The following is a 20,403-nucleotide window of genomic DNA, read 5'->3' as shown; positions in this document are numbered from 1 at the left end:
ATTAAACCCTCGCTTGTTGTAAAATAAAGTCATCAACGCCAGTTTGCTTTTGATACTGTGTTACTAACTGCGTCAACACACCATCATTAAAAGCTCTCCCTATAAGCTGACCACCTATCGGTAACTTATTAACAAAACCTATAGGAAATGAAATAGCTGGCAAACCAGAAATATTTGCTGGAATAGTATAAATATCTGACAAATAAGCTGATACAGGGTCTAACTTTTCGCCTTTTTTAAAAGCTTCTGATGGTGATGTTGGCATAAAGATAGCATCAACTTTAGAAAATATTTCATTCATCTGATTTGTCATTATTCTACGTAGTTGCTGAGCCTTATTATAATAAGAGTCATATTGGCTAGAAGCCAACACATAATTACCTATCATTATCCTACGCTTAACCTCTTGACCAAAACCTTCTGTTCTTGATAGTTTATATAATTCTTCCAAATCTCTAGCTTTGTCATTACGATAACCGTATCTTACCCCATCGTACCTAGCTAAGTTTGCCGCAGCTTCAGCCGGAGTAATAATATAATAAGTTGACAAAGCTTCTTTTAAACTAGGTACTTTAATTGACCTAATTTCAACACCCATTTTTCTAAAATTATCTATAGAACTTTGTATCACAGACTGAAATTCACCAGCAAGACCTTCTAATAGACTTTCATCGACTCCTATTATCTTACCAGCAACATCTTTCTCTAAATCTTTAGTAAAATGGTTTTCTGGAACACCTACACACGTAGAGTCAAACTCACAATCTCCAGAAATAGTATCTAACATAACAGCAACGTCTTCAGCATAATGACCAAATATACCAGCTTGGTCAAAAGAAGATGAAAAAGCTACCATGCCGAACCTTGAAGTACTTCCGTAGGTGGGTTTCATAGCCGTTAGCCCACAAAAACTTGCTGGTTGCCTGACAGACCCGCCCGTATCAGAACCAGTACTAACAGGGGCAAACCCTGCAGCAACAGCTGCCGCTGATCCACCTGATGAACCACCTGGAACTCGATCTAAATCCCAAGGATTACTGACGCTTCCGTAATAACTATACTCGTTTGCTGAACCCATAGCAAACTCATCCATATTAAGCTTACCTAAAGTTACCATCCCTTGGTCTTTACATTTTTTAGTAACTGTAGAATCATAAGGAGATATAAAATTACTTAACATCTTTGAAGCAGCTGTAGTTTTAATACCCTTGGTACAAAAAAGGTCCTTGTGCAATATAGGAATACCCGTAAGTAGTTTTTGCTCACCTCTAGATATTGCACTATCAGCCTCTTGAGCTTCTTTTAAAGCTTCGTTCTCACATAATGTTATAACAGAATTTATATCTCTGTCGAAAACCTTTATCTTTTCTAAATAACTTTTAGCTAAATCTGCTGCGCTTACTTCTTTATTATCTAATCTTTTTCTTAACTTTTTAATGTATGACATTATTTATCCTACTTAACAACTTGTGGCACCATAAAATAATCATCTACGATTTCGCAAGCGAATTTATCAAAACTTGCTCTATTATCTTGGTCTTGTGGAACATCTTTACGGGATTTAAAGCTCTTCTCTATAGGTGACACCATTGGTTCAACTCCCTTAGCGTCAAAATCTTTAACCGTATCTAGAATCTCACAGATATTTGTAAGATCTTTTGTGTAATGCTCTAGCTGTTGCTCATTTAACTCGAAATTAGATAGCTTAGCTATATGCTTGACCATGTTTTTATCCATACAAAGCACCCTATAAGTTTTTAATAAAATAAATTACTTGTAAAATTATAGTGCACTATAAAGTATAAAAAAAGATCATTAGCTTAAAATCAGTCTAAACCTACAAATTAACCTAAGTGTAACTAGTTATATCCTTATACTTTTTTAGTCTCTTGCTCCTCGTACATATTAATATATAACTCACTACTGTTAAGATTTATAGGAAAACCATTATATCTACGCCATAGTTCATAACCAAGACTAACATCTCCCAGTAAAACCCAACCATGGACCTTTGTGCCCAAACGTAAAACATTTGGCGATGGCCAGTCTCGTTTTCCACTTTGTTTTATAAAAACTTTAAATTGACCGCGAAAGTTGTCTTGAGGAGATATAAAGATAACCTCTCCTTCAAAAGTTCCTATAGCAACCTGAGGCCAGCCACTAAACTGTATAGCTGGCCACCCTTCAAACTGGAGCATCACTTTATCACCAATACTAATAAGCGGAATATCCATGCTATTTACCCATAGTTGGACAATCCTTGAGGCGCTCTCTGGGACAATAGTTGCTAGAGTATCAGTTTCTTTGACTATAACCCCTCCAAACCCATGCATACGGTCAACGATTACTCCATCAGCGTGTGCTGTGACAAGGCGGCTTTTTTGCCTAGCAATTTGAACCTTGATTTTTGCCAGATCAACATTAGCATTAGCAAGATCTTTAGTATAATTAACCATCTCCATTTGAGCTTGCTCATATATCCTCTGTGTACTGGCACCCTTTTCAACTAAATATTCATGTCTTTTTATATTTTTCTTAGTATTTTCAATAGCAAGCTTAATTGATTTAATACCTAACTCTATAGCCTCTTTTTCTTCTTCAAGTCTAGATACAACTTCTGGGTCCAAATCCAGAACTTCTACGATAGGATCTCCTTTTTTGACAACATCTCCTTCAACAACATACCATGTTCCTAGCCTACCACCAATTGGTGCTGAAATATTTTGTTGCCTATCAGATGGTGAACGTGTTGTCACCTCACCATAGCCATCAACTGTTTGTTGCCAAGGTATCATAGCTAAAGTCATGACCGTTCCAAAAATACATAATACAACTAAAAATATTACTCTCTTTAAGCTAGGATCTCTTTTTAGCATTTTGCTTGATTCTAATTGCATAAAAACACCTTTTTACTCTATAGATATGATTAACGTAGGTACCATAAGGTTTTCAAGAATCTGAACTACCGTCTTATCCTTACACCTATTAGTTAAACCATATGAATCAATCAGTATCAAAAGCTTTGGTTGTTTTAAAATTGCTCTTATGATATTTACCTTTAGTAATACCAGAGTGTCAAACTCAAGATTATATTTCACTATCTGGGAGTCTATTTTTTGCTCAAAATACTGTTCAAGAAAACTTATATCAAAAATTTCCAATAACTCACTTAAATACCTTAACTTAGCTTGGGAATAACCAGACTCACATAAGTTGTCTAAAACGGTCCCTGAAACAACTTCAACACCACTAGCGATATGTAAAAATTTACCTAATTGCTCCTTTTTATAGTTTCTAATACAAACTTTATCTATTTTGATAACCTCTTTAGCTGTATCATCAAAAAAACTATTTAAAAGAGTCTGCGCGTTTACTGTAGGTAATGACAAAGTATTAATAATATTACTTTTAAAATCTAGAAGATAGTTATGTTCATTTAGTTTAATTTGAACCTCCGTAATCTTAGCTGCTAAAACTGCTGCTTGATGCTCTTGTGGTATCTCTTCTTTTTTAGCTATTTCTAAGAGATCTAAAACCTTTCTGACTCCAACTAAAAATCCATAACAATCATATAAGTACTGACTAAATTTAAGGAGTCCTAAAAGCATAATATTAACTAATAACTCAGCTGCTATAAGCTGGCCTATTGATAACTGCCCATTGATAATAAGATAGCTTCCTATACCCAACAACAAAATATTAATCAATATGTATGTCAGTCCTATGTATATATGTTGCCTAAGTATCACACTAAAAAACTTTGATCTAGAATCCAAATAATCACATAATTTCGTATCAATTTTCTGGACAGACATTTCAATCGGCCTTTGTCTAAAAGATAAAAATTCTGCTGTTTTCTCCTCAAACCATTCCACTACGTTATAAACTGCTGTAGACTCAGAAAGCCCAGCTTCATAACCAGCCTTCATTGGCAAAAATATGGCTAAAACTATACATAACACAAGTAAAATATCAAAAACCAAAAACATGGGATGATAAAAAGCCAAAATAATTACACAAAATAGTGTTTGAAGGAAAATATCCAGTAAGATTATAAAAATAACTGCTATAGATTTTTGTAAGAATTTAAGCTCAAATATTCTATTTAGTTTCTCTCTTACATTTATTTTCATCAAATCGTTAAAATCAACTTTATAAATGCAAGAAATTATTCTAAGTAGCGTATTCACAAACACCTTTCTTTGAAGGTCTTCTACTAGCTTTAACTGAAAAATCCTTACAAAAAAAGATGCTGTAAGTAAGATAAATAAAATTGTTATCAATGAAATTACAGGCCTAACAGACAAACTAACGCCAACCAAATTTACTAGAGTTTGTACAGATATAGGAACTGCAAGAGAAAGAAACCCTAACAATAAACTATATATAATCAGGATATATACTGTTTGTCTTGGTATGTTAAGCACATATTTTATTTGTCTATATAGCACGATAAAAAGGTAAAATTTATTATAAAAAACTTATACTAAGTTAGTATAATCTAGATTTTCTTAAAGTCCACTTGTATAAAACTAATATGAGTAAAGATAGAAATTTAGATTAAGCTTTTACAGCTCTCTCAAATACATGTTCTATTTCTTTTAGATACGTTTTTTTGATACCTTCAAAATCCATTTCTGGTATATCAAGAGTAATATTATGCTCATCTTGCATAACTTTTTGTAAATTTATAGAGAAAGATTCTCCTGATTTCAGATCAAACGCTACTTGCTGCACGATCTTGTAGCAATCCTCACGCATAAATGGAGTATTTGCAACCAAGAAGTGAAGATAAAAGCTTGATAAATATGCGCTTGTACTTCTTACCCTACCTTCAATAATGTCCTTTTGTACTACAAGATTATCTATAGTACTTTTCATTCTACGTAGTGCATAAACCATAATACCAAAATTATCAGGCAGGTAAAAACGCTCTGCTGAAGAGTGTGAAATGTCTCTTTCATGCCATAACACACAATTTTCTAAAGCAATAGATACATGTGATCTAAGCATTCTAGCCATACCTGTTAAGTTTTCTGTAGAGATTGGATTTTTCTTATGCGGCATAGTAGAAGAACCTTTCTGCCCTTTTGAAAAACCTTCATAAACTTCAAAAACATCACTTCTATGCAAATGTCTAATCTCAACTGCTAGTCTCTCAATAGCTGAAGCTATAAGCCCATGAATTGATATTAATTTAGCAATTCTATCTCTAGGAATAACTTGCGTAGAAACTTCCTCGACTGGCAAGCCTAGTATATCAGCAGCTTTTTTCTCATCTTCCGTAGTTAAAATACAATAGTTACCAACAGCACCTGAGAACTGTACGGTAAGCCCATCTTTTTGAAACTCTTTAAGATCTTTTAGTCTGCGTTTAAATTCCACATAAGCACCTAAGAATTTTTGACCAAAACTCATGGGTTCTGCAAACATACCATGACTTCTACCCATAGTGATAATTTCTTTCGTCTGTTGAGCTTTTGCAAGTAATGAATCACAAAGAGCTTCTAAGTCCTTGGTAACATACTCCATAGATTCACGAATTTGTAAACTAAGAGCTGAATCAATAATATCTGATGATGTAACACCAAAGTGAAAAAATTTGCCTGTTTCAGCTGTAAACTGCTCAGCTATAGAAGTACAAAAAGCGATAATATCATGCTTTGTTACCTTCTCAATCTCATCAACTCTTTCTGGTCTAATTGCTGCTTTAGCTCTAATTTCAGCAGCTGTACCTTTTGGTACCATTTTATCTTCTAAAGCTTCTAATATAGCTAACTCAACCTCAAGCATCTTAGCGTATTTATTTTCATCTGCCCAAATTTTTGAGATCTCTGCTACATCATATCTTTTTATCATTTCACTACCCTATTCGATAAACATGTATAAGTACCCCGATACATCAGACACAAAAAGCATATGGCTAAAAATACGCAGTACCTGTATACAATGATTTACTTGATTCAACATAAATATATTTTAATTCTCTCAAATGGAGTCATATTGTCAACATTTTTATAAAAGCTAGATTGTATTCTGAAAGTTTTAAAATAGTTGAAAGAGAGTTTCAGAAGTAGTTTATTAGGTTTGTGAAGGTTAAATAAATGAAAAGGAACTAAAAATGTCCCATAGACATTTATGCTTGAATTAGGATACTCAGAAACAGCAATAGCTAATTATGTTAAACAAATTATGCCATAAAATTTAATACGCATTATCAATTACTATAATGTTTTTTGTTAAAAATTTTTAATAAAATAATAATACTAAGATTTTAATTAAGGCTTCAAATGAAACTGCCTACTCTTGATTTACAAAAAGTGCTTGGTTACAAAATAAACCAGAATGGAATGTGCTATGGAATAGCTTTTATGGCCATACAAGCAATCCTTAGAAATGATTTTAAAACGTACAGAGACCGTTTAGACCTAATTGATTCTTATTATTCTAAAATTAAATATATAAAAGAAGTGGATGATATAAGCAAAGCTAAGGACCCTAAATACGAAGGCTTAGTAATTAGAACACCGTATTCTTTCAAAATACGAGTAGACAATGACATTATTGAATATAACTATGAAAACGTTGCTGATGACCCTCAAAAAAATATAGCTTTATATTGGTTAAAGCACGACATAGAAAAAGCCCAAGAAAAAAGATGTAACAAAAACACAAGAAATTATCTAACTTATAATGATCATCAATTACTAGATATCTTAAGCTGGTTTGACGGAGTTCAAGTATATTATGGATTAGACACAAAATCCCTTGACAAAGATAACAAATATCGCTTCGGCACCCAAAACTACCAGAAATCTATAGACTTTTTCAAAGCTAATGATAGTAGTAATATATATCTTCACTCTAGTAATTTGACAATTTTTACATTAGAAGTAGCTAAACAATTATACAGAAAAATAATTCTAAGCAATACACCAATAGCTTTTTCTCTATCTAATGGTCGCCATATCATAACAATAGGTGGCAGTAAAAAAGAAGGAGTGCATCTAATTAATCATGATTATAACGTGAAACTTTTGCCTATTTCTTATCAGCTAATATATACAGATATTTATACAAATCTTTATGATAAGTTACCTTCTAATGTAAATGACGAGGCTATTTATATTAGCGAATTTAAAAATGTTCAAGCTCAAACTTATAATGCAGCTTACTTTAGCATAGATGAAAAACATACAATATTCCCACAACAACAAGTAAATAACTTATTATCTTTAGCGCTCATTGAAGGGCATGCTGAGGCTGTTAAAGCATACATTGGAAGTATTAAAGACATACCTATGGCACCTATGATCAACAAAGAAATGCTTTTAGCTGCGAAAAGTAGTAAGGGTTATCCCGGGTTGTACATGGCTTTACAAAACGGTCACGCCAAGACAGTTAAAGTGTATATTGAGGGGGTTAAAAACATACCAGGGATTAATAAAGATATGCTTTTAGCTGCGAAAAGTAGTAATGGCACACCAGGATTGTACATGGCCTTACAAGAAGGGCATGCTGAGACAGTTAAAGTGTATGTCGAGGGGGTTAAAAACATACCAGGGATTAATAAAGAAATGCTTCTAGCTGCGAAATGTAGTAATGGCACACCAGGATTGTGCGTAGCCTTACATCAAGATCATGCTGAGACAGTTAAAGTGTATGTCGAGGGGGTTAAAAATATCCCTGAGGTCAATAAAGACAATCTTCTAGCTGCGATAAATAGTAAAGGCGCACCTGAACTATCTATAGTTTCACTTCCAGACCCTCTAGAAATCAGGAGAAAAGAATGCTTTATATGGTTTAATGATCAGATAAATAATATAGTGAAAGGCCCGTTAGAACAATCAACTATAAAAGACCTTGCTGTATTAATGAAAGAAATAGAGCAGGGCAAAATCATAAAACATAAGTGGATTACATTTTTTCTCGTCAACGAAAAACAATACATGTGGGTCAGTAAATTACGTGATAGATTCTACGTATTACTAAATGCCCTATCAAACCATGATCCCTTAGAATTTGGGAAAAAAACCACCTTTATCTGGTTTAATGATCAAGTAAATGATATAGTGAAAGGCCCGTTAGAACAATCAACTATAAAAGACCTTGCTGTATTAATGAAAGAACTAGAGCAGGACAAAATCATAAAACATAAGTGGATTACATTTTTTCTCGTCAACGAAAAACAATACATGTGGGTCAGTAAATTACGTGACAAATTCTATATATTACTAAACTCTCTATCAAAGTAACTTAACTCAAAGTCACGGTAGCCGTGTCTAAAAATTAAACAGCTTGTAAAATAATGAATCTCCTTCATATAGATTATAGTTACAGACCCAATTCAAAGACAAATTGATCTATATATTTTGAAATCTTGATCTATTTGGGTGATTTAAGATTAATGTTTTAATGCTGAGCCATCTCAAACAACTATTCTAAAGTTTTTCCTTATGTTTTATTAATATTGTTGATATTTGGATACACTACTCCCTAGTTAAGGCATAAATGTGGTGTGTCAAGTACTACAAGACGTTTAAGATTGAAGCAAATAGATTTCAAATAACTTTTACTATACATATTCTAACAAAATTTGGGCTTGTCAACATTAGATTTCAACAGGCCCATAATCTCAAAAAATCAACTTTTTATTCAACAGTCTTTATAATCTCATTTAGTACTAGGATATTTGGTATACTTCTAAATGCTATTTTTAGTGGTCTTATCTTAACCGATTAACTATTCTCTCAGATGTACTTATAAACTCTTTTAATACAGCTTCGCATGCTTCCTGATTATTTGTATTTTTATTGCCAATCCTTCGTAAGTTTTTTTCCAAAAAATTTCCTTCAATTTCGAGGAATTTAACAGCATTCTCTTTAGAAAACCTCCTGAGGTTATTTACATTATGGTTTGTTAAAAGATGATGTAAAGGAAAATGTTTTTCCATTCTATCTTGATTGGTTTCATTAGAGTAGTCTAATTTTCGAGATATTCCCTCAAAAAATCCTACTATACGCAAATTGTGTTTGTTTGTAGTAAAACAAGCTTTTTTTTGAGAAGATCTTTTAAATAGATAATCTAAATCTGCATACCTTTGACCTCCATAAACCCCTTTACAATCTAATATGGCGTGTCCAAAATCAAAGGCTTTGATATTAAAAAAAGCCTGATTTCCATAATTAAACTTAATCCATTTAATATTTTTCATATGCATGTCACCATGTTTTATCCCGTTTATAAATAAGATAAAGTGTATGAATAATAGCTGATGGATGCAGCTAAAAAGCTGTTGTCTTTCGATTATTTCATTGTATCCTTTAGTTATCATATCTTCATATAAAGATACTTTGCGAAAATCTTCTTTTTGCCGTCCATAGAGCTCGCCAACGTCTTCATCTAATTCATTTTGAAACGAAATAAAACTGTTAAAATATTCTTTTTGGATTCCTCTTTCTGCAAGGAATTTTGGAATATAAGTACTATTATTGAGGATATTTTTTACTGAGCTTTCTTTATCATAATCACTTCTTCCACTGTCCTTCATTGTTATAACATAACCTCTATATGGATCAAATTTTTTATTCACACCTCCTTGAAGATCTTTAAAATCAATACTTTTGGCTTTATTTGATTCTTTCTTTGTAAGGTTGTTTTGGTTTTTTATGATAAAATATATATACTCTTCAAAAGCTGCCATCACGTCTCTCCTTATATTTAAACCAAATTTAGATAACAAAAAAACATATGAATAAGGTTTAGAAAATTTTTCAGGTAAAACCACTGAAAACCTTTGAACCCTTAAAACATAATAGATAATATAACGCAAAAGCTATACGACCACTATATAGTCTATATGATAGACATGATCAATTATTAATAGAAGCTGTCCAATATTTTAATTAACCTCAGTTCGGAATTAAAAGAGTTGTAAATTAAAGGTTTGAGAGTATTTTTAGGTTAAAATAAGCGAAAAACCTTTAAATTTCGACAACAATGATAGATCAACTTATTTCAACCTTTTGTCGTATAGACGACTTTTGTATTATTTACCCATAAAGAATTACAAATGTAATAGCTTTGACTTAATCTGACATTATGAGTAAGATAAGATATCCAACACTCTAAACCTAAGTGCGACACATATTTAATTCTTTTTTTAAACCTCATCAAGCTACCCAACCCATTTCCTAGCATTTCTAAACATTCTCATCCATACAGAATACTCATCATACTCTGCTGGAATATATGAGTTTGTTATTGCTCTATAAACACGTTCAGGATGTGGCATCATCGCAAGCACACGACCATCTAGGGCTGTTACAGCTGTTAAGCCATCTATTGCACCGTTTGGATTATAAGGGTACATTTCTGTAACTTTACCTTGTCCATCAACATACTTAAGCGCTACTTGTGAACTGGCTAACATAGCCTGTCGCTGCAAATCATTTTCAAAAAGTGGGCGACCCTCTCCATGTGCTACAGCAATCGGTGCTTTTGTACCAGCCATATCAGCAAACCAAATAGAATCAGACTCTTGGATTTCGACCATAGAAGTTCTTGCTTCAAACTGCTCAGATTTGTTTTTAACAAATATTGGCCAGTTTTCAGCACCTTTGATTAGTGATTTAAGTTGTGCAAGCATTTGACAACCATTGCATACGCCAAGAGCTAAAGTATCATTTCTACTAAAAAATCTACTAAACTCATCTCTTAACCTTCCTGTAAAGAGGATATTTTTAGCCCAACCACCGCCGGCTCCTAAGACATCACCATACGAGAAACCACCACAAGCTACTAATACTTTGAAATCTGCCAAAGTTACACGCCCAGCATGTAAGTCTGACATATGCACATCATGAGCTTCAAACCCAGCTGTAGTAAATGCAGCTGCCATTTCAACATGACCATTTACACCTTGCTCTCTTAGGATTGCAACTTTTGGCTTCTCTACATTGATAAACTGCGCTGTAATATCTTCTTCAATATCAAAAGTAGCCTTGACATGGATACCTTTATCATCAGTATTTAGAATACTATCAAATTCCTGCTTTGCACATTCACTGTTATCACGAAGTGACTGGATATTGTAAGAAGTTTCTGCCCACCATCTTTGTAGGTTTACACGCGTATTTGAGTATATTCTTTCACCATTTGCAAAGATGTTTATCTCATCACTAGAATTTAACTTAGCTATTGCACACAAATGAATTTGAGAATCTTTAAATAACTCTTCAACTAGTGCTACATCACTATTTCTCACTTGGATTACAACGCCAACCTCTTCAGCAAAAAGTTTAGTTAGTATTGAATTATCAAGCATAACCATTTGAGATTCCGGATCGGAGTCCGAAATGACGGATGTTTTTTGAGTTTGTAGCTTGATATCTAAGCCTTTACGTCCAGCAAAAGACATCTCTGCTAAAGTAGCAAATACGCCACCATCCGAAACATCATGATATGCTAAGACTTTATTTTCAGCTTTTAGTTTAGTGATATTCTCAAATAATACCTTTAGCTTACTTGCCTCTACATCAGGGGCAACATTGCCAACCTGATTATAAGCTTGTGCAAGAGATGAAGCACCTAGCCTACCAGCTTCATTTGATAAATCGATATGTAACAAAGTAGTATCTTTGTCATCAGCTAAAACCGGAGTAAGAGTTTTACCTGCGTTAACTACAGGTGAAAAACCTGAAATCACTAATGATAATGGTGATGTTACAGATTTTTCTTTGCCATTGTCAGACCATTTAGTTTTCATAGACATTGAATCTTTACCGACTGGTATTGCAATGCCAAGCTCTGGAGCAAATTCCATACCAACCGCTTTGACAGTCTCATATAATTTTTGGTTTTCATCGCCTTGATTTGCAGCAACCATCCAGTTTGCTGACAACCTAATATCACTTAGTTTTTGAATATCTGCAGCTAACAGGTTTGTTACAGCTTCGGCAATTGCTAACCTACCTGAAGCAGCGGCATTTATCGTAGCTACTGGAGTTCTCTCACCCATTGCCATAGCCTCACCTGTTTGACTATCTACAGTTGCTGTAGTAACTGCACAATCTGCAACCGGTACCTGCCATGGACCAACCATCTGATCACGTGCAACCATACCTGTAATACTCCTATCACCTATAGTGATAAGAAAAGATTTAGAAGCTACAGCTGGTACTTTTAGCACTCGCTCAATCGCATCATCAAGCTTGATAGCACTTATATCAAAAGCATCTTGCTCAACTTTTACAGTTTTAACATCAATATGCATTTGTGGTGTATTACCAAATAATAGCCCCATTGGTAAATCAACAGGCTTATTATTAAAATACTCATCATTTAACGTAATATGTTTTTCACTGATTGCCTCACCAACAACAGCAAATGGACACCTCTCACGCTTACATAATTTTTCAAAAAATTCCAAGTTTTGTGGATCTACTGATAATACATATCTTTCTTGAGATTCATTTGACCAAATTTCTAAGGGTGACAATCCTTCTTCACCCACTAAAACTCTTCTCAGCTCAAAGTGGCCACCAACATTACCATCTTTTACAAGTTCCGGGAAAGCATTTGATATACCACCAGCTCCAACATCATGGATAAACGTGATAGGGTTTTTTTCACCCATCTGCCAACACTTATCAATCACCTCTTGGCAACGACGTTCCATTTCAGCATTATCACGTTGAACAGAAGCAAAATCTAACTCAGAATTAGCACCAGAGGATACCACGGAAGAGGCAGCTCCTCCACCTAAACCAATACGCATAGCTGGACCACCTAAACAGATTAGCTTAGCTCCTAGTTTGATATCACCTTTCTCAACATGCATTCTTTTAATATTGCCCATACCACCAGCAATCATAATTGGCTTATGGTAACCAAACATCTCTTTACCACTTGAAGTATTTGCTAACTGCTCATAAGTACGAAAATAACCACACAAATTTGGTCGACCAAATTCATTTGAATAATGAGCACCTCCAACGGGTGCTTCTAACATAATTTGCAAAGGTGTAACTATATGGTCTGGCTTACCGTATTTAGTAGTTTCCCAAGGCTGCTCAAAATTAGCTATATTAAGGTTTGAAACGCAAAAACCCGTTAAACCTGCTTTTGGTTTTGCTCCAAGACCAGTTGCGCCTTCATCACGTATCTCACCACCAACACCGGTTGCCGAACCACTAAATGGTGCAATAGCTGTAGGATGATTATGAGTTTCTACTTTCATCAGGATATCTACTTCTTCTTGCTTAAAGCTATATACACCTGTCTCTGTGTTTGTATAAAATCTCTGAGCCGTTGCACCCTCTATAACAGCTGCGTTATCTTTATAAGCTGATAGCACTCCTTCAGATGCATTTTGTGTGGTATTTTTAATCATTTTAAATAATGATTTATCTTGCTCTTGGCCATCTATAGTCCAATTAGCATTGAAGATTTTATGCCTGCAATGCTCTGAGTTAGCTTGTGCAAACATATAAAGTTCCGTATCTGTAGGGTTTCTATTTAGTTTGATATATTCTGAAGCTAAATAACTTATTTCTTGCTCGCTTAATGCTAGACCAAGCTTTTTATCAGCATCCTTAATTGCTTGTTCGCCTTTTTCTAAAACATTAATAAACTCTATTGGCTTAGGCTCAGCTCTTTTAAAAAGATGCTCCAAACTAGACTCATCAGCAAAAACCTCTTCAACCATGCGATCATGTAAAAGGTTTTGAATATCTTTTAACTCTTGTACGGAAATATCACCCTCTATACCATAGAGTATTGCTCTCTCAACTCTTTTTACAACCATAATCCCAGTATTATGTATTATATCTGTAGCTTTAGATGACCACGGAGAAATTGTTCCACTTCTTGGTGCCACTATAAATGTTGTACCACAAGTTTTTGAAGCACCATACTCTTTATTATAATCTAATAGTGATCTAATAATCCCCTCTTGAGCTTGACTTAGCTGGCTTTCTAGCTCCAAAACATGTAAAAATTTAGCTTCTAGTGATTCTATACTTTTTGAAATAGTCTTAGCTTCTGCCAAAAGTTTGTCTTTTCTAAATTGGGATAATGCACTTAAACCTTCGAAAATCTTAATCATACTTGATACCTTTTTATACTTTGACACTTCACTCTATTGTCATTCTTTAAACTACTGATTTAAACTTGTTGATATTCTTAATGTGTCTTTAACACATACATCTATTTAGTAATTTTTATTTATACCTCTAGAGACCATTTGTAACAGGTCCGTCTAGTCAAATCCTCTATATTTTTGTGCTTCTCTTTTTAAAGCAATTCTTTCACTTTCAAGCTTATCTAAATAACTTTCATTCACATCACCGGTAATGTAGTGTCCAGAAAAAACACTATCTTCAAACTCAACTATACTTGGATTTTGTTTTTGAATTACATCTTTTAAATCTGATAAAGGTAGGTATATAAGCCCATCTACCCCTATCCATTGACGAATTTCCTCTAAAGATCTACCATGAGCAATTAGCTCTGATTTGGTGGGCATGTCTATACCATAAACATTTGGGTAACATACAGCAGGTGACACAGAAGCCAAATAAACAGACTTTGCTCCCAGATCTCTAATCATCTCTATAATACGCTTAGACGTTGTACCACGGACTATAGAATCATCTACAAGCAAAACATTTTTGTCTTTGAATTCTGCAGGGATTGGGTTTAATTTTCTTCTGACATAGTTTTTTCTATCAGCTGATTCTGGCATTATAAAAGTTCTGCCAACGTATCTGTTTTTAACAAATCCTTCTCTATATTCAACGCCCAATGCTGTGGCTATTTCTTGAGCAGAAGCACGACCTGTTTCTGGAACGGGGATTACAATATCTATATCACTACCTTTCCAAGCTTCTAAAATTCTTTTACTTAACATTTTTCCAGCGTCTACTCTTGCTTGATAGACACTGACTCCATTCATGATACTATCTGGTCGAGCAAAATATACATACTCAAATAAACAAGGTGCTAAAACAGGTTTTTTAGCGCAGACTTTTGAATGAACCTTTCTATCTTCTGTTATAACAATAACCTCACCAGGCTCAACGTCACGTAAAACTCTAAAACCAGAAATATCTAGCGAAACACTCTCACTAGCCACCATATATGCTTTTTCACCATTCTCATACTCTTTAACACCAAACACTAAAGGACGAATACCAAAAGGATCTCTAAATGCTATTAAACCAAAATCAGCTATCATAGCTGTACAAGCATAACCGCCTTTTGCGTGCTTAAAAACAAATTCAACTGCTTTAAAAACGGCTTGAGGTGTTGGACAACCCCGCGACTTATTCATACCACAAGCAAAAAAGTTTAATAAAAGCTCTGAGTCTGAAGTCGTATTAAGATGACGTCTTTCTATATCGTGCAATACTGTAGCAAGCTCTCTAACATTAGTTAAGTTACCATTATGAGCAAAGACTATTCCATGAGGATTATTAACATAAAAAGGTTGACTATCTGCTGCTCCTAAACTTCCAGCTGTTGGATACCTTACATGACCTATACCGATTTTACCTCTAGACTTCTCTAGCTTCTCATCAGTAAAAACTTCATTTACCAATCCTGTATTTTTACGAATAAAAAAACGCCCTTTGTCCATAGTTGCAATGCCAGCAGCATCTTGACCCCTATGTTGCAAAAGGCTTAAACCATCAAACAATAAATAACTAACCTGACTAGGACCAGCAACCCCTATTATTCCACACATAAGATTTCTCTGTTCTCTAAAGAATTACCAACTGGATCATTATACCAATATTTGTATCAATAAAAATCTATTTTTAAGCTAGTAACTATACCCTAGCTAACTTTAAAATCCTAATTAGCTTAATCTAAAACCGCGCTACCGTGAACTCTTGAAAACTAAAATCTTTCATAATTTTAAAAATGCTTATATCCTTATTTACTACATCTTTACTGCAAACTGAAAAAATATTCTCATTCTTTTCAAATGAGAAAAAATCATTAGGATAGTTATTACTACACCAATTTTTATTATTTCTGCTAAATTTAGCCTCAGCAAAGCCATAAGCTATTCCTAGCCCATTTCTTTTAACTTGAGCTTCTTTTAAAGTCCAAAGGGTGTAAAAATCTTTATCTAGGTTACTACTTTTTCTTAATATTTGTAATTCACCTTGACTAAAATACCGCTCCGCCACATTAAGAAATTTTCTTTTTCTTTTTATATTTTCAACATCTATTCCTATATCATTACTTGCTACTGCAATAACTACTGTTTCTAAAGTGTGGCTAATACTAAACTTTAAACTTTCAGAATTTTCTAAAAAAGGCTTGTTATTATTATCTACGTAAAAAACGGGGTTACTAATATCAAAAAATTCGCCAAAAACCCAATACCTAAGGAAATTAGAAAATAATTTCTGATTAGAACTAACTTCAATGCTAAATCTATTCTTTAAAAGTTCAGCTACATCTGTAGCTATAAAATCTTTAATCGTTAAGATAAAAACGTAGATATTTTGCATATACGATAAGATTTACTCAATAGCGATTTGTGAAATAATGTTAGTCTTACCTAATAGTGAATTTATATACTCCACATCTTTATATGTCAAACTACCTTGCAATTGCTTTAATTGGGCGTAATGCTCAACGTAATTAAATATAGAATCAGCAAATGAAAGCTGCGCTTGTACAAGTATCGTCTGGCGGTTTAATAAGTCAACTATAGTTTGTGTACCTGCCTCAAAGCCTTCTAAAATAGCTTTAACAGAAGCTAAACCAGAGTAGACAGACTTTTTAAAAGCTTCTATCCTAACTGAATCCAAAACCACAGTCTGAAAAGCTTCAACAGTACCAGCGTAAACTTCTCGTTTAGTTTGAAGTAAAGCATAATTAGCCGCCTGATTATCATAACTTGCCTGCTTAAGCTGGGCAAAGTCAGATCCACCTTTTAGAAGATTCCAATTAACGTTACCTGAAATGTTTGCTACATCATATTTTGTGGGGATAAGAGCTATTTGTTGAGGATTACCTGAAAGGTTATTTCTGGACATACGGATTCCACCAGTCAAATTAGCTTTTGGAAAAAAGTTACCCCACTGTATACCTACACCCTCTTGTGCGGCTTGGTATTCAAATTCTTTTTGTGCAATATCCAAATTATACTGCTCAGCTGTCTTTAACCAGTAATTAATATCATTTGGCGTAGGAGGCTCAAATTCTGTTGACTTAGAAATATATAAAATAGAGCTTATTCTACTACCTATAAGTTTTGCCATTGTGGCTTTTGCTGCTATTAAACTTTTTTGAGCGTCTACTCTATCAGCTATTGCTTGGCGGTATTGAGCATCTGTAGTTTTTAAATCCGCGTACGAAACTGCACCTGCTTTATATTGATACTCCTGTGTTTTATATAATTTTTTGTTCCATGCCTCATTTGCAAGCTGAAACTGTAGTGCTTGTTCGGCTCTTAAAAGTTCAAAATATGCCGTTACAGTATTTATAATAAGAGTTTGTTCTGCTTTTGCATAAATCATAGCGTATGATTTTTGTAAGTAAGTAGCTTGTGTGAAAGTTTTCCATTTACTCCAATCAAAAAGCACCTGCTCACCACTGAAGTTGAAATTGTTTGCAGTGTCTCCAACTTGGCCTCCAAACTCATCATAAATATCTCTTCTGAGGTTATATTGAAAGTCTATCTTTGGGAGTAACCCACCAAGAGCTTTAGGGACTGTCTCTATATTAGAAGCAAAAGTTGATCTAGCTGCTAGGTACTCAGCATTATGTTCAGCTGCTAAATTATAAATATCTATTAAACTATAAAATTGTTCCTTAGTAGAACTAACCATAGCAACTTCATCAGCTTTTTTAAGATCATAAAATCGATTATCTTGCTTAATTTGATCAGCTTTAGCATACTGTTTAGCGACACTATATGGGTTTTCAAAAATATCCGTACCTATAGGTCTACCAGCAGAATTATATTTCGACTCAGCATCTTCTGACATTATATCTGCTGCAAAAATCAAATTAGCACTAAAAAAACATGCTAAACATAATAAACTCTTTTGCATATTAACTCTTATTTATTATATATATCGAAAAGAAAGCTTTTCTCATATACTTCATTATCCACCCTAATTGCCAAATAGGCTTTATCACAGACATCCTCTCGGACTACAAACACGAACCTTCCTGATATTTTTAGCAAACCCAATAGTGACTCATCAATCTCATCTGCTTTTACTGGATTCAAACTATATATACAACTATACTTTTTTTGACTATCAATAATAGATTGTAGTTGCTCTAACGTATTAAAATCAATATTTTGGATGTGTTGAGTTACAAGACACCTTTTAACAGAGCCCATCACCTTCTCATCATAGTCTAAAACATCTACATGCTGACTAATTTTCGCTAAAATAGCCGTTGTATAGCCACAGTCTAACCCAAGCTGCAAAACATTATCACCATGCTCAACATCAAGAGCATTTATCAGCTTTGCTGTTAGCATAAGGCTTCTTACTTCTCTACCATTAATTACAAAACCAGTATCACAATATGCTAAACTTTGGTATTCTTGTGGTAGAAATTTCTCACGAGAAATATTTGCCATAGCATCAACAAGAGCGCCAATAGGGATCCCCTCAGGCAAAACTTGCTGTTTGATCATATTTTCTCTAGCAAATTCAAAGTTCATTATAAGACCCTATAGTTTAATAAATAAATTTTTAACTAGTTTAATCTTGAGATAATATCACAATAGCCTACTAAAGAAAACTATACTAAAATTTTAGAATTGGAAAATAGCCCAAAAAAAGTTAAAATTCACATCAACAAAATAAACAATAAAATAAAAATCTAAGATGTTACTTAGATCTTCTTTAAAGACCACTCTTTAATTAATAAGGTATCATATGAAAAGACCAGAATTACTTTCCCCTGCTGGGACACTTAAAGCAATGCGTTATGCTTTTGCATATGGAGCAGATGCTGTTTATATCGGACAACCAAGATATAGTTTAAGAGCTCGTAATAATGAATTTTCAAAATTGGAGATTCTTGAAACAGCTATAAATGAAGCGCATGCTCTAGGTAAGAAAATCATGCTAGCAAACAATATAGCTCCTCATAACTCAAAAATTAAAACATATATAAAAGATATAACTCCTGTCATAGCACTCAAACCTGATGCTATGATAATGTCTGATCCAGGCATGATTATGCTAATTAGAGAACATTTTCCTGACCAAGAAATACATCTATCAGTACAAGCAAATGCCGTAAATTATGAAACTGTAAGATTCTGGCAGAAATTTGGTATAAAGAGAGTTGTACTTTCTAGAGAATTATCATTAAAAGAAATTGCTGAAATCAAAGAAAACTGTCCAGGTATGGAAATAGAAACTTTCGTGCATGGATCACTTTGTATGGCATACTCTGGCAGATGTCTACTATCGGGCTACTACAGCCATAGAGACCCTAACCAAGGAGTTTGTAATAACGCTTGTAGAAATAATTATAAGGTTGCTGAAGCTAAGCAAAATGAGTGGGGGGATATTGTACCCACAACAATCAACTCAACCCTAGGAATTGGGCAACCATCAGAAAAAATTGTTTTAATAGAAAATGATAAAGAACCTGGACAATTTAATCCCATGTTTGAAGATGAACATGGCACGTATATAATGAACTCAAAAGACTTACGAGCTATTCAGCATGTAGAATACCTAACAAAAATCGGGGTTGATTGTTTTAAAATAGAAGGTCGAACTAAATCTTTCTTTTATGCTGCTAGAACTGCTCAGTTATATGATCAAGCTATCAAAGACGCTCTAGCAGGAAAACCTTTTGATATGACTTTAATGGACAAACTAGAAGGGTTAGCACATCGAGGGTATACAGAAGGTTTCTATCGTCGTCATGTACATGATGAATACCAGAAATATGATAATTCAGACTCTCGCAGTTCTACTCAACAATTCGTTGGTGAAATTACACATTTTGATGAGCATACTGGTTATGCCGATATTAATGTCCGTAACAAAATTCAAATAGGTGATAGTATTGAGCTAATGCTACCATCAGGAAGCAGACAAATGGTATTAGATAACATGCTTGATAAAGATGGTAACCACATGGAAGAAGCAAAAGGTAGTGGTTATCAGGCTAAAATAAAATTTGGTAATGTATCACCCGAAGATATGAAATTTGCCCTAATGATTAAAAATTTATAATCAGAACTTCTATTTAACTATGCATGAGACTGTTGCAAACTAAAGTTATATGTTTCTAACGAGCCTTTGCAATTAAATGTTAAATCGTTAATTTTCTAAATCTCTACAACTTTATCAAACCACATCTCACTAAGGTTTATTTATAATTAGCCATAGATCA

General features: G+C 33.8%; 13 protein-coding genes. 2 read left to right on the top strand and 11 right to left on the bottom strand.

The features are described 5' to 3' along the window. Nucleotide 1: 1 nt before the first annotated feature. The 5 genes from gatA to purB form a co-directional block, all read right to left on the bottom strand. Nucleotides 2-1,447, bottom strand: a complete 1,446-nt coding sequence (gene gatA, locus E3E15_RS00590) for an Asp-tRNA(Asn)/Glu-tRNA(Gln) amidotransferase subunit GatA (protein WP_172106205.1) — start codon at nucleotides 1,445-1,447, stop codon at nucleotides 2-4. An 8-nt stretch (nucleotides 1,448-1,455) separates the two neighbouring features. Further along, entirely contained in the window at nucleotides 1,456-1,737 is a 282-nt protein-coding gene (gene gatC, locus E3E15_RS00585) for an Asp-tRNA(Asn)/Glu-tRNA(Gln) amidotransferase subunit GatC (protein ID WP_172106204.1), read from the bottom strand. A 134-nt stretch (nucleotides 1,738-1,871) separates the two neighbouring features. After that, nucleotides 1,872-2,897, bottom strand: a complete 1,026-nt coding sequence (locus E3E15_RS00580; protein ID WP_051686790.1) for an HlyD family secretion protein — start codon at nucleotides 2,895-2,897, stop codon at nucleotides 1,872-1,874. Between the two features lie 12 nt (nucleotides 2,898-2,909). Beyond that, complete coding sequence (locus tag E3E15_RS00575) at nucleotides 2,910-4,451, bottom strand: ABC transporter ATP-binding protein (protein ID WP_172106203.1); 1,542 nt, start codon at nucleotides 4,449-4,451, stop codon at nucleotides 2,910-2,912. A gap of 109 nt (nucleotides 4,452-4,560) precedes the next feature. Continuing rightward, a complete protein-coding gene (gene purB / locus E3E15_RS00570; protein ID WP_172106202.1) occupies nucleotides 4,561-5,859 on the bottom strand; it encodes an adenylosuccinate lyase in 1,299 nt (432 codons plus the stop codon). A gap of 431 nt (nucleotides 5,860-6,290) precedes the next feature. On the opposite strand from purB, the gene E3E15_RS00565 reads away from it, so the two are divergent. Next, the gene (locus E3E15_RS00565; protein ID WP_172106201.1) at nucleotides 6,291-8,255 is read left to right on the top strand and encodes an ankyrin repeat domain-containing protein; all 1,965 of its coding nucleotides are present in this window, start codon (nucleotides 6,291-6,293) and stop codon (nucleotides 8,253-8,255) included. 470 nt (nucleotides 8,256-8,725) lie between these two features. Here the strand turns inward: E3E15_RS00565 and E3E15_RS00560 are convergent, their stop codons facing one another. From E3E15_RS00560 to E3E15_RS00535, 6 genes are all read right to left on the bottom strand, one after another. Beyond that, on the bottom strand, nucleotides 8,726-9,703 hold the full coding sequence (locus tag E3E15_RS00560) for a hypothetical protein (RefSeq protein WP_172106200.1): 978 nt from the start codon (nucleotides 9,701-9,703) through the stop codon (nucleotides 8,726-8,728). A gap of 474 nt (nucleotides 9,704-10,177) precedes the next feature. After that, complete coding sequence (purL, locus tag E3E15_RS00555; protein ID WP_172106199.1) at nucleotides 10,178-14,107, bottom strand: phosphoribosylformylglycinamidine synthase; 3,930 nt, start codon at nucleotides 14,105-14,107, stop codon at nucleotides 10,178-10,180. Between the two features lie 153 nt (nucleotides 14,108-14,260). Then, nucleotides 14,261-15,748 carry an amidophosphoribosyltransferase gene (gene purF, locus E3E15_RS00550; RefSeq protein ID WP_172106198.1) on the bottom strand — a complete coding sequence of 496 codons (1,488 nt, stop codon included), beginning with the start codon at nucleotides 15,746-15,748 and terminating at the stop codon, nucleotides 14,261-14,263. A 124-nt stretch (nucleotides 15,749-15,872) separates the two neighbouring features. Continuing rightward, the gene (locus E3E15_RS00545) at nucleotides 15,873-16,526 is read right to left on the bottom strand and encodes a 4'-phosphopantetheinyl transferase family protein (protein WP_035720720.1); all 654 of its coding nucleotides are present in this window, start codon (nucleotides 16,524-16,526) and stop codon (nucleotides 15,873-15,875) included. A gap of 12 nt (nucleotides 16,527-16,538) precedes the next feature. Further along, a complete protein-coding gene (locus E3E15_RS00540) occupies nucleotides 16,539-18,077 on the bottom strand; it encodes a TolC family protein (protein ID WP_425352912.1) in 1,539 nt (512 codons plus the stop codon). 8 nt (nucleotides 18,078-18,085) lie between these two features. After that, a complete protein-coding gene (locus tag E3E15_RS00535; RefSeq protein WP_035720714.1) occupies nucleotides 18,086-18,706 on the bottom strand; it encodes a protein-L-isoaspartate O-methyltransferase family protein in 621 nt (206 codons plus the stop codon). Nucleotides 18,707-18,923: 217 nt separating this feature from the next. On the opposite strand from E3E15_RS00535, the gene trhP reads away from it, so the two are divergent. After that, entirely contained in the window at nucleotides 18,924-20,243 is a 1,320-nt protein-coding gene (trhP, locus tag E3E15_RS00530) for a prephenate-dependent tRNA uridine(34) hydroxylase TrhP (RefSeq protein ID WP_172106197.1), read from the top strand. The last annotated feature ends 160 nt before the right edge of the window (nucleotides 20,244-20,403 follow it).

The organism is Allofrancisella frigidaquae, from assembly GCF_012222825.1.
Lineage (GTDB): Bacteria > Pseudomonadota > Gammaproteobacteria > Francisellales > Francisellaceae > Francisella > Francisella frigidaquae.
This window is presented reverse-complemented; position numbering and strand designations above follow the sequence as displayed.

Excerpts from the sequence above, each read along its gene's own strand:
- purB (WP_172106202.1), bottom strand. The coding sequence starts at position 5,859 with ATGATAAAAAGATATGATGTAGCAGAGATCTCAAAAATTTGGGCAGAT.
- E3E15_RS00560 (WP_172106200.1), bottom strand. The coding sequence starts at position 9,703 with ATGGCAGCTTTTGAAGAGTATATATATTTTATCATAAAAAACCAAAAC.
- purF (WP_172106198.1), bottom strand. The coding sequence starts at position 15,748 with ATGTGTGGAATAATAGGGGTTGCTGGTCCTAGTCAGGTTAGTTATTTA.
- gatA (WP_172106205.1), bottom strand. The coding sequence starts at position 1,447 with ATGTCATACATTAAAAAGTTAAGAAAAAGATTAGATAATAAAGAAGTA.
- E3E15_RS00535 (WP_035720714.1), bottom strand. The coding sequence starts at position 18,706 with ATGAACTTTGAATTTGCTAGAGAAAATATGATCAAACAGCAAGTTTTG.
- purL (WP_172106199.1), bottom strand. The coding sequence starts at position 14,107 with ATGATTAAGATTTTCGAAGGTTTAAGTGCATTATCCCAATTTAGAAAA.
- E3E15_RS00580 (WP_051686790.1), bottom strand. The coding sequence starts at position 2,897 with ATGCAATTAGAATCAAGCAAAATGCTAAAAAGAGATCCTAGCTTAAAG.
- E3E15_RS00540 (WP_425352912.1), bottom strand. The coding sequence starts at position 18,077 with ATGCAAAAGAGTTTATTATGTTTAGCATGTTTTTTTAGTGCTAATTTG.
- trhP (WP_172106197.1), top strand. The coding sequence starts at position 18,924 with ATGAAAAGACCAGAATTACTTTCCCCTGCTGGGACACTTAAAGCAATG.
- E3E15_RS00545 (WP_035720720.1), bottom strand. The coding sequence starts at position 16,526 with ATGCAAAATATCTACGTTTTTATCTTAACGATTAAAGATTTTATAGCT.
- E3E15_RS00565 (WP_172106201.1), top strand. The coding sequence starts at position 6,291 with ATGAAACTGCCTACTCTTGATTTACAAAAAGTGCTTGGTTACAAAATA.
- gatC (WP_172106204.1), bottom strand. The coding sequence starts at position 1,737 with ATGGATAAAAACATGGTCAAGCATATAGCTAAGCTATCTAATTTCGAG.